The sequence below is a fragment of the Salipiger mucosus DSM 16094 genome (assembly GCF_000442255.1).
GTDB lineage: Bacteria > Pseudomonadota > Alphaproteobacteria > Rhodobacterales > Rhodobacteraceae > Salipiger > Salipiger mucosus.
Map to the genome: position 1 here is coordinate 961,152 of NZ_KE557273.1, position 12,338 is coordinate 973,489.

The 12,338-nt window shown below is 70.4% G+C and carries 12 protein-coding genes; all 12 read right to left on the reverse strand.

Annotation, left to right across the window (positions count from 1 at the left end):
- Positions 1–20: 20 nt before the first annotated feature.
- The gene (locus SALMUC_RS04825; protein ID WP_020041381.1) at positions 21–1,592 is read right to left on the reverse strand and encodes an acyl-CoA dehydrogenase family protein; all 1,572 of its coding nucleotides are present in this window, start codon (positions 1,590–1,592) and stop codon (positions 21–23) included.
- Complete coding sequence (locus SALMUC_RS04830) at positions 1,589–2,461, reverse strand: 4-hydroxyphenyl-beta-ketoacyl-CoA hydrolase (protein ID WP_020041382.1); 873 nt, start codon at positions 2,459–2,461, stop codon at positions 1,589–1,591. The genes SALMUC_RS04825 and SALMUC_RS04830 overlap by 4 nt, the downstream gene beginning before the upstream one ends.
- Positions 2,462–2,482: 21 nt before the next feature.
- Entirely contained in the window at positions 2,483–4,348 is a 1,866-nt protein-coding gene (locus tag SALMUC_RS04835; protein WP_020041383.1) for a feruloyl-CoA synthase, read from the reverse strand.
- A 21-nt stretch (positions 4,349–4,369) separates the two neighbouring features.
- Positions 4,370–5,140 carry a crotonase/enoyl-CoA hydratase family protein gene (locus SALMUC_RS04840; RefSeq protein WP_020041384.1) on the reverse strand — a complete coding sequence of 257 codons (771 nt, stop codon included), beginning with the start codon at positions 5,138–5,140 and terminating at the stop codon, positions 4,370–4,372.
- An 8-nt stretch (positions 5,141–5,148) separates the two neighbouring features.
- Positions 5,149–5,916, reverse strand: coding sequence for an SDR family NAD(P)-dependent oxidoreductase (locus SALMUC_RS04845; protein ID WP_020041385.1), 768 nt, complete (start codon positions 5,914–5,916; stop codon positions 5,149–5,151).
- Positions 5,917–5,926: 10 nt separating this feature from the next.
- Positions 5,927–7,207: a TRAP transporter large permease gene (locus SALMUC_RS04850; RefSeq protein WP_020041386.1), complete on the reverse strand. Its 1,281-nt coding sequence runs from the start codon at positions 7,205–7,207 to the stop codon at positions 5,927–5,929.
- Positions 7,207–7,746: a TRAP transporter small permease gene (locus SALMUC_RS04855; RefSeq protein WP_020041387.1), complete on the reverse strand. Its 540-nt coding sequence runs from the start codon at positions 7,744–7,746 to the stop codon at positions 7,207–7,209. Before SALMUC_RS04855 ends, SALMUC_RS04850 begins: the two co-directional genes overlap by 1 nt.
- A gap of 124 nt (positions 7,747–7,870) precedes the next feature.
- Positions 7,871–8,974 carry a C4-dicarboxylate TRAP transporter substrate-binding protein gene (locus tag SALMUC_RS04860; protein WP_020041388.1) on the reverse strand — a complete coding sequence of 368 codons (1,104 nt, stop codon included), beginning with the start codon at positions 8,972–8,974 and terminating at the stop codon, positions 7,871–7,873.
- A gap of 53 nt (positions 8,975–9,027) precedes the next feature.
- Positions 9,028–9,504 (reverse strand): MarR family winged helix-turn-helix transcriptional regulator, encoded by a 477-nt coding sequence (locus tag SALMUC_RS04865; RefSeq protein ID WP_020041389.1) that lies wholly within the window; start codon positions 9,502–9,504, stop codon positions 9,028–9,030.
- A gap of 540 nt (positions 9,505–10,044) precedes the next feature.
- Positions 10,045–10,935 (reverse strand): DMT family transporter, encoded by an 891-nt coding sequence (locus SALMUC_RS04870; protein ID WP_020041390.1) that lies wholly within the window; start codon positions 10,933–10,935, stop codon positions 10,045–10,047.
- A 4-nt stretch (positions 10,936–10,939) separates the two neighbouring features.
- Positions 10,940–11,371: a hypothetical protein gene (locus SALMUC_RS30275; RefSeq protein ID WP_020041391.1), complete on the reverse strand. Its 432-nt coding sequence runs from the start codon at positions 11,369–11,371 to the stop codon at positions 10,940–10,942.
- Positions 11,368–12,338, reverse strand: a 971-nt coding sequence (locus SALMUC_RS04880) for an FAD-dependent oxidoreductase (protein ID WP_037371006.1), incomplete at its 5' end; no start/stop codon positions are given. The genes SALMUC_RS30275 and SALMUC_RS04880, both read right to left, overlap by 4 nt.

Below are 12,338 nucleotides of genomic sequence, written 5' to 3' on the forward strand. Positions count from 1 at the left end.
AGCCCTCGGGGCGAAATCGCTCAGCCGGCCGCCCGCCGCGGGCGCCCGCGCCCCGGCACGCCCGAGGCCAGCCGCGCCAGCCGCGCGGCATCGGCCGAGCGGCCCGCAACGGCCGCGATTCGCGCCCAGGCGGCGCGGTAGGCCAGCTCGCAGGTCTCCTCCATGAAGGCATGGGCCTCGGCCTGCGCCTCCTTTGAGCCGGCGATGCGCCGCGCCTCGGCCTCCCAGGACGCCGCGCCCTCGGCCAGCTCCGACCCGCTCTCGCGCAGGAAATCCGCGAAGGCGCGCGCGCCGGCGCCATCGTTCAGCGTCAGCGAGCGCGTGGCGTTGGTCCGGGCGTGGATGCCGTTGGTGCCCTCGTAGATCGCGCAGATGCGGGCATCGCGCCAGTTCTGCTCGGCGCCGTATTCCCGCAGGTAGCCGTAGCCGCCCATCACCTGGATCGACAGATCCGCCGCCCGGGTGCCCGCCTCGGTGCAGAAATACTTGCAGACCGGGGTCATGAACTCGACGAAGTCCCGCGCGGTGCCCAGCTCCTGCGCCACCAGCGTGATGTGGCACAGCGCCCGCCCCCCGAGGGCCAGCGCGTCGCAGGTGTCGATCATGCGTGCCACGTCCGGGTGGCGGTCGATGCTCACCACCGCGCCGGTGCCGTCGCGGCCCTGCCTGCGCTCCTCGGCGTAGCGCCGCGCGAGGTCGGCGGCGCGGGCCGCATGCGCCACGCCCTGAAGCCCCACGTCGAGCCGCGCGTGATTCATCATCGCGAACATCGCCGTCAGCCCGCCGCCTTCCTCGCCCACGAGCTCCGCCGCCGCGCCGTCGAAGGCCAGCTGGCAGGTGGGCGATGCGTGCAGCCCGAGCTTTTCCTCGATCCGCGTGACCTTGACCGCGTTGCGCCGCGCGCCGTCCAGCACGGCCGGGCAGGCGAAAAGGCTCAGCCCCCGCAGCCCCGCCTCGGCCGGCCCGGTGCGCGCCAGCACGAGGTGCAGGATGTTCTCCGTCATGTCCTGGTCGCCGCCCGAGATGAAGATCTTCTCTCCCTCGAGCCGCCAACCCGCGCCCTCGCGCGTTGCGCGGGTTCGGATGGCCGAAAGATCGGACCCGGCCCCTGGCTCGGTCAGGCACATGGTCGCCAGCCAGCCGCCCGAGGCGAGCTGCGGGATGAAGGCCGCCTTCTGAGCCTCGGTGCCGAACCGCAGCAGCAGCGCGCTCGCCGCGTGGGCCAGCGAGGTCACCATCTGCAGCGAATGGTTCGCGCCGGTGAAGATCTCGGACACGCCCGCCAGCACCGCGCCGCCCAGGCCCATGCCGCCGTGGGCCTCGGGCGCCGACAGCCCCTGCCAGCCGCCCTCGGCCAGCTCGGCGTAGAGCGCGGGGAAGCCGTCGGGCATGCGCACGCGGCCGTTCTCGAACCGGCAGCCCTGCGCGTCGCCGGGCGCGTCGAGCGGCGCGATCCGCCCCTCGGCGAAGGCCGCGAAATGGGTGATGATCTCGGCGGCGAGGTCGTCGTCCCAGTCGGGCAGGCGATCCGCGCCCGCGACGTGGCGCAGCGAGAAGAGGATGTCGTCGACGGGCGCATGGAAGGCGGTCATGACACCCCCAGCAGCCGCATGGCGTTTTCCTTGAGGATCAGCGGACGCACCTCGTCCTTGAACTCGGCCTTGTCGAAGGCGTTCAGCCATTTCTCGGGCGCGATCATCGGCCAGTCCGACCCGAAAAGCATCTTCTTCTTCAGGATCGAGTTGGCGTATTTCACCAGGATCGGCGGGAAGTATTTCGGCGACCAGCCCGAGAGGTCGATGTAGACGTTGGGCTTGTGCTGGGCGACCGACAGCGCCTCCTCCTGCCAGGGGAAAGAGGGGTGCGCTGCGATGATGTTCATGTCGGGGAAATCCACCGCCACGTCATCGAGATGCATCGGATTGGAATACTTCAGCCGCATCCCGTTGCCCGAGCGCATCCCCGAGCCCACGCCCGTCTGCCCGGTGTGGAAGAGCGCGGTGCAGCCATGCTCCGCCAGCACCTCGTAGAAGGGGTAGGCCATGCGGTCGTTGGGAAAGAAACCCTGCATCGTGGGGTGAAACTTGAACCCCCGCACGCCATGCGCCTCGATCAGCCGCCGCGCCTCGCGCACCGCCATCTTGCCCTTCCACGGGTCTATGGAGGCGAAGGGGATCAGCACGTCGTCATGCTGCGCCACCTGCTCGAGCACCTCGTCGTTGGAATAGCGCCGGTAGCCGGTCTCGCGCTCGGCATCGACCGGGAAGATCACCGCCGCGATGTTCATCTGGCGGTAATGCGCCGCCGTCTCGGGGATGGTCGGCGGATGCGACCAGGGCGCGCCGAAGTATTGCGCCATGGTGCTCTGCAGCTCGTCGTAGCCGTCGTCGGTGTGACAGCCGCAGGGCTCCTCGGCGTGGGTGTGGATGTCGATGGCGCGAACCTTGGAAAAATCGACCATGGTGTCCTCCTTCTCGGGGCCTCAGACGCGGATCAGCGCCGGGTCCTCGTTGTCGTAGAGCCGTTCGAGCAGCTCGGCCCGGCGGGTCAGGATCTTCTTGATGTTGAGCGAGCCCTTGTCGGTCACCTCGTGGTGCTCGAGCGAGGGCGGCTCGGCGAGGATGATCGCCCGCGTGATGCGCTTGGCCGAGCCGGTGACATGCGCGTTCATCTCGCGCAGGCGCAGCTCGACGCGGGTCATGAGCTCGGGGTCGGTGACCGCGCCCTCGGTGACATCCGCGCCGGTGCTGCCGGGCACCGGGAAGACGAAGAGCCCGACCTCGCCCCGGTCGTGGCCGCAGATCACCACGTCCTGCGCGAGGCCCGCGAGCTCCTTGAGCGCGGCCATGCGCAGGTTGCCCGCCTGCACCCATGTCCCGGTGTCGAGCTTGAAGTCCTCCGAGACGCGCCCGTCGAAGACCAGCCCCCGGTCCGGGTCGGCGGGATCGACGAAGCGCACCGCGTCGCCGGTGATGAAGAACCCTTCCTCGTCGAAGGCCGCCGCGGTCCGCTCGGGGTCGTTGAAATAGCCCGTCATGACGTTCGGCCCCTTCACCCGGATCTCGCAGCGCAGGTCCGCGTCGGGGATCAGCTTGACCTCGACCCCCGGCAGCGGCACGCCGATCACGCCCGAGCGGCCGATCGGCTCGTGCACCATCAGGCAGGCGGGCGCCGTCTCGGTCAGCCCCCAGCTTGAGATCATCATCGGCAGCCCGCCGCGCGCCTCGAAGCTGAAGCGCTCCAGCGCCTCCCACACGTCCTGCGGCAGCGAGGCGCCGGCGTAGAACAGCAGCTGCTGATCGCGGAAGAGGTGCCGCTGCAGCTCGATGTCATCGCCGATGGCCTCGGTCAGCATGTTCCAGCCCACCGGCACGTTGAAGGCCAGCGTGCCCGGCCGGTCGGTGCGGTTCCTCAGCGTCGTGGCAAAGCCCTTGCCGGTGGGCTTGCCGCTGTCGATGGTCAGCGTGCCGCCATGCGCGAGCATCATGTTAACGTTGTGCGACCCGCCGAAGACGTGGTTCCACGGCAGCCAGTCGGTGATGCGCGGCGCATGGTCCGACAGGAAGGGCAGGGCGACGCCCATCTGCACCTGGTTCACGCACATCATGCGATGCGTCGTCAGCACCCCCTTGGGGTCCGATGACGAGCCCGAGGTGAAGAGGATCTTGGCCAGCGTATCGGGGCCGACCCGGGCGTGCGCGGCGTCGACGTCGGTGTCGGCGCCCTCCAGCAGCTCCGACATCATCGTCAGCTTCCGCGCCGCGCTGCCACGCGCGGCGACGACCTCGACATCGGCAAGCTCCGGCAGCGCGATGGCCGAGGCGTAGCGCGCGGCGTCATCGACGAAGGCCATCTTCGGCGTGACCTTGTCGAGCACGTAGATCAGCCGCCCGTGCGCCTCGGGGATCAGCGAATACTGCTCGGCCAGCGGCACGACGGGCACGCCCACGTATTGCGCCGCTAGCGACAGCAGCAGGTGGTCCAGCCCGTTGCCCGACAGAATCGCGATGGTGTCCTGCTGTCCCAGCCCGCGCGCCAGCAGCGACGCGGCGATGGCACGCACCTGCTGCAGCAGCTCGTGATAGGTCACGTTGCGCCAGCCCGGCCCCTCGACCGGCCGCTCCGAGACGGCGACGCGGTAGGGGGCCTTCCCGGCCCACTCGTGCAGCCAGGCGCCGGTATTGGCGACCGCCTCGGGCAGATCGTAGCTCGAGCGCAGCCGGATCGTGCCGTCGGGCCGCGCCTCGCGGATCACCCTGTGCGGCACGTAGCGGGTCAGCGTGTGGCGCCGCGCCCAGTCGGCCCGGGCCTCCGGATCGGTCGGCGCGCGTTCGAGAACGGTGGTCATGTCTCCTCCCTCCCTGCCGGTTCAGCGGAACTGCGGGCTGCGTTTCTCGAGGAAGGCGCGCAGGCCCTCCTCGGCATCGGGCGTGGTCTGCACCAGCGCCGCGGCGAGGCTCTCGGTGAAGAGCCCGTCGGCGCGGCTCATGTCGTCGATCCGCGACAGGGCGTTCACCATGAAGTAGTTGGACATCGGCGCGTTGGCGGCGATCCTGGCCGCCAGCTCGCGCGCCAGCGGCAGTGCCTCGCCGTCGCCGACGCTGTAATGCGCGAGCCCCAGCCGCAGCCCCTCGTCGGCGTCGTATTTCCGGCCCGTGAGCATCATCTCGACCATCCGGTCCGGCCCCAGGATGCGGCCCACGCGCACCGTCGCCCCGCCGCCCACGAAGATGCCGCGCCGCCCCTCTGGCAGCTGGAAGATCACCGAGGGCTCGGCGATGCGCACATGCGTCGCCGTCGCCAGCTCGAGCCCGCCGCCGATCACCGCGCCGGTCATGGCGCTGACGGTGACGACCCCGCCGAACTGGATCATGTCCATGACGCGGTGCCAGTTGCGCGAGTGGTGCACGCCGTCCTCGGCGCTGCGCGAGACGTGCTCGGCCAGGTCGAGGCCCGAGCAGTAGTGCCCGCCGCGCCCGTGCAGGACGACGGCGCGCACCTCCTTGGGCAGGGTCGCGTAGAACTGCTCGATCTCGGCGAGCAGCCCGTCGGACATGGCGTTGCGCTTGTCCTCGCGGATGAGCTCCAGCTCGGCGATCTGCCCGTCACAGGACGCTTCCGTGTAAGTGCCTTTCAACATGTCCGTCCTCACTTGGGGGCCAGCCGAACGGCGCTGTCGATGCGGATGACCTCGCCGTTCAGAAGGGGGTTTTCGATGATCTGCTGTGCCAGCATGGCGTATTCGTCGGGCCGTCCCATGCGGGACGGAAAGGGCAGCCCGGCCTCGAGCGCGGCGCGCGCCTCGGGGGGCAGGCCCGCGCTCATCGCGGTCTCGAAGAGGCCCGGCGCGATGGTCATGACCCGGATGCCGAAGCGCGCCAGCTCGCGCGCCGCCGGCAGCGTGAGCGAGGCGACGCCGCCTTTCGACGCGGCATAGGCGGCCTGTCCGATCTGCCCGTCCTGGTATGCGACCGAGGCGGTGTTCACGATCACCCCGCGCGCCCCGTCGTCGTCCATCGGCGCCAGCGCCGACATGGCGCGGGCGGCGTGGCTCAGCACCGTGTAGGTGCCCAGCAGGTTGATGCGGATCGTGCGGTCGAAGAGCCCGATGGGCAGCGCGCCCTCGCGCGGCAGGATGCGCGCGGCGGTGCCGATCCCGGCGCAGTTCACCACGATGCGCGGCGCCTCGCCCAGCTCCGCCGCGATGCGGGCGAAGGCGGCCTCGACGGCTTCCGCGTCGCTCACGTCGGCGGCCAGGGCCAGCCCGCCGATCTCGTCCGCCACGCGCGCGGCGGCCTCCTCGCCCAGGTCCAGCACCGCGACGCCGGCGCCGAGGTCCGCCAGCCTCCGGGCGGTCGCCTCGCCGAGGCCGCTGCCCCCGCCAGTGACCAGCGCGATCCGGTTCGCTATCTGCATCTCGCTCTCCTCAGAACAGCCCGCGGGTCAGAAGCATCATCACGATCAGCGCGAGGTCGGCCGCGAGGAACGGCAGGATCCCGGCGAAGATCTGTTCGAGCTTCACGTAGTCGCGGGCGACGGAATGTATGACGAACACGTTGAGCCCCACCGGCGGCGTGATCATCCCGATCTCGAGCAGCTTGGCCACGAGGATGCCGAACCAGATCTTGTCCACCCCGTGCGCCGCCATGAGCGGCAGGAAGAGGGGCAGGGTCAGCAGCAGTGCCCCGATGGGCTCGAGGAACATCCCCAGCGCCAGGTAGATCAGGATGATGATGAGCAGCAGTCCGGTCGTGCCCAGCCCCATGCTCTCGACCAGCATCCCCACCTCGCGCGAGAGGCCCGACATGGCCACGAGCCGCGTGAAGAGCCCCGCGCCGATGGCGATGATGAAAAGCGCGCCCGAGGCCAGGATCGTGTCGACGAGGCTCTCGCGGAAGTCCGACCAGCTCAACGAGCGGCGCAGCAGCCCCAGCGCCAGCGCCATGAAGGCGCCGAAGGCCCCCGCCTCGGTGGCGGTGAAGATCCCGGCGAAAAGCCCGCCCAGCACCGCGAGGATCAGCAGCAGCACCGGCCAGATCTCGAGCGTGATCTTCCAGCGGTCGCCCATGGTGTAGGGCTCGACCCGCGGCAGCCGCTCGGGCTTGCGCCACCAGACGAAGAGCACCGCGAGGATGTAGAAGCCCAGCGAGGCCAGCCCGATGATCAGCCCGCCCAGGAACAGCGCGTGGATCGAGCTGTTGGACTGGATGCCGAAGAGGATCAGCAGGATCGACGGAGGGATCAGCGCCCCGATGGTGCCACCGGCGGCGACCGACCCGGTGGCGATGCGCAAGTCGTAGTTGTTGCGCTTCATCTCGGGGATGGCGATGCGCCCGATGGCGGCCGAGCAGGCCACCGACGATCCCGAAACCGCGGCGAAGCCGCTCGCGCCCGCCAGCGAGGCGATGGCGAGTCCGCCGGGCAGCCAGCTCCACCAGACCCGCGCCGCCTCGAAGAGGCCCCGCGTCAGGCCCGAGTGATAGGCGATGTAGCCCATCAGCAGGAACATCGGGATCGAGCTCAGCGTCCAGCTCGCCGACCCGCTGTAGGGGATGGTCGAGAGCATCGACATGGCCGGGCGCAGCCCCGCGATGCCCCAGATGCCCAGCACCGAGACCGCGATCAGGCTGACCCCGATGGGCACCCGCAGGCCGATGAGCACGAGCAGCGCGACAAGCGCCAGAAGGCCGATGGTGATGGGATCCATCAGTGCGTCTCCCCGGCGTCGGATTGCAGGTCCTCGAGCGGATCATGCGCCGAAAGCTCGAAGCGGCCGGTGGCCAGCCCGATCAGCCGGAAGGCCAGCACCACGCAGATCAGCCCGAAGGACAGCGGCAGGATCCAGTAGCTGGGCCAGGTCGGAAAGACGGTCGTGCCGACCTCGACATAGGCGCCGCGCGCGGTCTGGGTCAGCGCCTCCCGCGCGGTGCCCCAGGTCATCGGCACGAAGACCGCCAGCGCCACGGCGAAGCCGAGGTATCCCACCGCCTGCCGCGCGCGGCCGCGCAGCCTGTCGGTAAAGATCGTCGCCTCGATGTGGCGGCGGTGAAGCTCGGTCAGCGCGAGCGGCAGGAAGCTGATCGCGACCATGTAGTAGCGGCTGACGAGATCGGCGGTGGCCGGGAACCCGGCGCCGAGGAAGCTGCGCATGAAGACGTCGACGACGATCTGCAGCATCATGGCCAGCAGCACGAGCGAGGCGAGCGCCGCGCTGATCCGTCCGATCCATGTCTCGATGAAACGCATGACTCTCTCCCGTGAGCGAAGACCCCGGGCCCGCTCTGCAGGGGGCCGCGGCCGGTGGGCGATGTCGGGTGGGCGGGCAGGCTCGGTCGGGCGCGCCCCGCGCGGGGCAGGGCGCGCCTCCCGCTCAGCTGCCGTAGGCGCCGAGGTCGATCTTGGCGAAGATCTCGTCGTAGCGCAGCTCGGCCAGCGCCTCGTAGGTCATGCCCTCGGTGATGAGGCCCTCCCACTTGTCGACCAGCGCGATGTAGCGGTCTATCTTGGCCTGTGCGTCCTCGACGCCGCGCTCGGTCAGGATGCCGGCGGCCGCGGCGAGGCGCTCCTCGTTGTAGGCCTCCTTGGCGGCGGCCAGGCTCTCGTCCATCTCGATGAACTCGATGCCCTCGACCTCGCGGGCCTTCGCGGCATCCTCCACGAAGCCCACGAGACCCTTGGCGATGCCGTATTGCGTGGCCCTTGCCAGCGCCGCGCGGTCCTCGGGCGACATGCGCATCCACAGGATGCCGCTCACCGTGCCCGCCGCCGCGCCGTTGAAGACACCTTCCTCGACCTCGGTGACGTAGTTGATGACGTCGCCCAGCCGGTTCGCGATGATCTCGTGGTTGGCGCTGAAGGTGCCCGCGATGACGCCCTGGCTCAGCGACTCGAATAGCTCCGAGGACGGCAGCTGCGTCGGCTCGCCGCCCATCGCCTCGACGAAGCCCGCGTAGAGCGGCGCGCCGGTGCGGATGCGCATGCCCTTCACGTCCTCGACGCTGCGCACCGGCTCGGTGGTCAGCAGGTTGTAGGGCGGGGTCGCGTCGGTGCCGAGGTAGACCTGCCCGTTGCGGGCGAACTCGGCGAGGCAATCGGGGCAGGTGGCGATGTACTCGGTCACCGCCGAGGAGATCACGAGGTTGCCCGACCCCACGATCGACAGCTCCGAGGGCAGCGCCGCGTCGGGAAACTCCGCCGGGAAGTAGGGCATCAGCAGCGTGCCCATCTCGGTCACGCCGTCACGCAGGCCCGAGCTCATCTCGTTGGGCGCGACCAGCCCCGAGGGGGTGTCCTGCAGGTCCCAGGCGCCCTCGGTGAAGTCCTCCAGCCGGGTGCCGATCTCGGGGTATACCACGGTCGCGAGCACATGCGCCGGGCCGAAGCCGCTGGTGGCGCGGATCGTGTCGGCCTGTGCCACCGGGGCAGCCGCCGTCAGGGCGCCGGCGATGGCCAGCGCGGCAAATCTTGCAGTCATGTCTTCCTCCCATGTGACCGCCCATCTCCCTTTGGGCGGATGAAAACGACGACCTAGCCGGTCATCGATCCCTCGATCCGGTTCAGCATCTCGACGAGCAGCGCCTGCTCGTCGTCGCTGAGCCGGGTCAGGCATGTCGCCTCCGCCTGCGCGATCGCCTCGGCGGCCTGGTCGTGCAGGTGGCGGCCGCGCACCGTCGCGCTCAGCGCGTAGCGGCGGCGGTCGGTCTTCATGCGCTTGCGGCTGACCAGCTCGCGCGTCTCCAGCTCGTCGACGATCACCACCGTGTTGGACCGTTCGATCCTGAGCATCTCGGCCAGCTTCGAGGGCGTGATCTCGGGGTTGCGCACGATGACCGACAGGCAGCTGAAGGTCGGGATGCGCAGGTCGAACTCGGCTGCGGCCTCCTGCGCCGCCGAGTGCAGCACGATGTAGGCCCGCTTGAGGTTGTAGCCGGCCATCTCGCGGACGGCGCCCTCGTGACGGCGGGGGCCGGGCGTGGCGTCGGTCTCGGGTCTGGCTGGCGGCATGACGAATCTCCTCTTGGCATCAAGGATGCGGTCGAATGTAGTTATAGTCAATAACTATTATCTTTTGTAACTAGCCGCGGCGCGGCGAACCATCCGTGACACAGCCACCGGCAGGACCGTGAGAGTTTATTATTTCCAGGTAGTTGCGGGAAGTTCCCGTCTTCGCGCAGGAGGTCGCACTCCTGCTCCGAAACCGCCGGACAACACGGGGCATCGAGCCGCGACGCGCAATCGACCTGCCGTTCGGAGCACGACACCACGCGGGCCGCCGCCGTATCCGGCGCGGCCCGGCACAAGACATCCGGCCCCCGCGCACCGCGCGACGGCCGGGCCGATCAGGGGAAGGAGGGCCGCCGCCGCAGGGCGGCGGCCGGTCAGCCGGTCCGCCGTTGTCCGGCTGGACCATGAAATAGGGACGGCGGGCAGGGGGCCTGAGCGATCACCGCCTCGCCCCCTAAAGGTCTCCCTCTATTGGCCAACGATTCAAGACATGGATCGGCAGGCCGTTGAACCGGGGGCCGTCCGACGTTGCTCCGGCGTTCAGAGGCCCGCCTGCCGGGCGCGCGCTGAGAGGTGCAGCACGATGCCGCCGCTGGTGACGATCAGCAGGATGCCCAGCCCGTCGATCAGGTCGGGCACCTCCTGCAGCACCAGCACGCCGATCAGCGTCGCCCAGAGGATGCGCGCATAGTCCAGCGCGCCAACGAGGACCGAGCTCGACACCCGGTAGGCCACCGTCGTGCAGGCATGCACCGCCAGCGCGATGGCGGCGAGCGTGCCGAACCAGGGCCAGGAGGTCGTCGCCGGGATCGCGGTGTTGCCCAGGGCCGCGGCGCCGTAGACCACCGCCCCGGCGAGGCTGAAGTAGAACAGCACCGCGTAGTTGCTGCTGCGCGCCGGCATCCGCCGCACCGCGAGGTTCATTCCCGCTCCCAGCGCCGAGCCCAGCAGCACGACCGCGGCATCGAGCCCGATCCCCGAGGCGTCGGGCCGCAGCACCAGCAGCGTGCCCGCGAACCCCAGCGCCATGGCTGCCCAGCCGGTGCGCGAGACCGGCTCGCGGTAGAGGATCCGGGCCAGCACCAGCGTGAAGATCGGCGTCGAGAAGTTGATCGCCGTCACCGTCACGATGGGCAGCGTGCGCAGCGCGAAGTAGAGGCACCCCATCGTCGCGACGGCGAATGTGGCATGCACCACGTGGGCGCGCTTGTCGGCGGCCAGCACCGCGCGCAGGTTGGTGCCCCGGAACAGCAGCGGCAGCAGCAGCGCGAAGGTCAGCCAGGCGCGCCAGGCCAGCATCTCGACGGTGCCGACGCCCTGCGCGGCAAGCTCCTTGATCGCCACGCCCATGATCGGGATCAGGATCGTGTTGAGCAGCATCGCCGAGGCGCCGATCGCCGGCCGCGCGGCGATCACGCCGGATCCGCTCATGGCGTCATTCCGGCGCCGCGCGCCAGATCGGCCCGCGCGCCCGCACCGTCTCGAGCAGGCGCTCGTCGAAGGGCGGCAGCTCGTAGCCCTTCGGCTGCGGCGGGCGGTTCTCGTAGCCGGTCAGCCGCTCGATCACGTCGCGCACCGCGGGCGTCGTGTAGTAGGCGTTGTAGCCCGCCGTCACCACCTTGCCGAAGCGCGCCGGGTCGGCCTCTTCCAGCGCGGTCAGCGCCGCCTCGCGCTCCTCCGGCGCCGCCTCGGCGAACCCCTCGGGCAGGCCGGCCAGCACGCCCTCCAGCGCCTCGCTCCCGCCCGGGGCCAGGGCGGCCATCTCGGCCATGCGCGGCCCGAGGCCGAGCGCCCCGGCCGAGGGCCAGTCGCCGCCGTCACCCGGCAGCAGCGTGTCGATGAGGGCGGTCAGTCGCGGGTCGGTCATGCGGTGGTTTCCGTTCTGGCGTTCAGGTGCCCGCGCATCGCCTCGCCGGCGCGCAGGGCGATGGCCTGAAGCGTGGGGGTCGGATTGACGGGGGCGGCGGTGACGAAGGTCGAGGCGTCGACGATCGACAGCCCCGGCACGCCGTGGACGCGCCCGAAGGCATCGGTGACCGAGGTCTCGGCATCCCGCCCCATGCGCGCCGTGCCCATGAGGTGAAAGCCCGCGTTGCGCGACAGCGGGTTGACCCGCAGCGCGCCCGCGCCGGCCTCGCGCAGCGCCTCCGAGGCGCGCTTGATGCCGAAGTCGAGCAGTCGGCGCGAGTTCTCGCCGACGCGGTAGATCATGCGCGGCACCGCCAGCCCGTGCGCGTCGCGGCGCGTGGGGTGCAGGGCGATGCGGTTGCGATCCTCGGCAATGTCGTCGCAGGTCACCGTCAGCGACAGGCTGCGCCCGAAGCTCGCGGCAAAGCTTTCGGCATGGGCCTTGCCCCAGGGCAGGGCCAGGCCGTAGCCGCCAAGCGCCGTGGTCAGCGGCCCCTGTCCGCGCAGCGCCTGCATCTGGAAGCCGCGGGTGAAGCCGCGCGCGATGTCGGTCTCGTAGAACTGCTGGCTGACCAGCGCGGCGGCAAAGGCGCCCCGGTAGCTCTGGATGTTGTCGGCAAACAGGCCCGTGACGATGGCGGTGGGGTGCATCATCAGCCCCCGCCCGAAAAGCGGCGGCGCCTCGACGCCCTCCATCAGCCGCGCGGTGCCAAGCGCATTGCCCGCCAGCACGACCTCGGCCGCGTCGATCTCCTGTGCGCCCTGCGCGTCGGTGTAGCGCAGGCCGGTCACGCGCCCGCCGGTCCGTTTCAGCCCGGTCGCGACCGCGCCGGACCGGACCTCGACCCCGCGCGCCTGCGCGGCGGCGAGGTAGGCGATGTCGGCGCTTGCCCGCGCGTGGCGCGGGCAGCCCACGCCGCAGGGCC

What these genes read in the sequence shown, in the direction of transcription:
- SALMUC_RS04825 (WP_020041381.1), bottom strand. Translation starts at nt 1,592, where the DNA reads ATGACCGCCTTCCATGCGCCCGTCGACGACATCCTCTTCTCGCTGCGC.
- SALMUC_RS04830 (WP_020041382.1), bottom strand. Translation starts at nt 2,461, where the DNA reads ATGGTCGATTTTTCCAAGGTTCGCGCCATCGACATCCACACCCACGCC.
- SALMUC_RS04835 (WP_020041383.1), bottom strand. Translation starts at nt 4,348, where the DNA reads ATGACCACCGTTCTCGAACGCGCGCCGACCGATCCGGAGGCCCGGGCC.
- SALMUC_RS04840 (WP_020041384.1), bottom strand. Translation starts at nt 5,140, where the DNA reads ATGTTGAAAGGCACTTACACGGAAGCGTCCTGTGACGGGCAGATCGCC.
- SALMUC_RS04845 (WP_020041385.1), bottom strand. Translation starts at nt 5,916, where the DNA reads ATGCAGATAGCGAACCGGATCGCGCTGGTCACTGGCGGGGGCAGCGGC.
- SALMUC_RS04850 (WP_020041386.1), bottom strand. Translation starts at nt 7,207, where the DNA reads ATGGATCCCATCACCATCGGCCTTCTGGCGCTTGTCGCGCTGCTCGTG.
- SALMUC_RS04855 (WP_020041387.1), bottom strand. Translation starts at nt 7,746, where the DNA reads ATGCGTTTCATCGAGACATGGATCGGACGGATCAGCGCGGCGCTCGCC.
- SALMUC_RS04860 (WP_020041388.1), bottom strand. Translation starts at nt 8,974, where the DNA reads ATGACTGCAAGATTTGCCGCGCTGGCCATCGCCGGCGCCCTGACGGCG.
- SALMUC_RS04865 (WP_020041389.1), bottom strand. Translation starts at nt 9,504, where the DNA reads ATGCCGCCAGCCAGACCCGAGACCGACGCCACGCCCGGCCCCCGCCGT.
- SALMUC_RS04870 (WP_020041390.1), bottom strand. Translation starts at nt 10,935, where the DNA reads ATGAGCGGATCCGGCGTGATCGCCGCGCGGCCGGCGATCGGCGCCTCG.
- SALMUC_RS30275 (WP_020041391.1), bottom strand. Translation starts at nt 11,371, where the DNA reads ATGACCGACCCGCGACTGACCGCCCTCATCGACACGCTGCTGCCGGGT.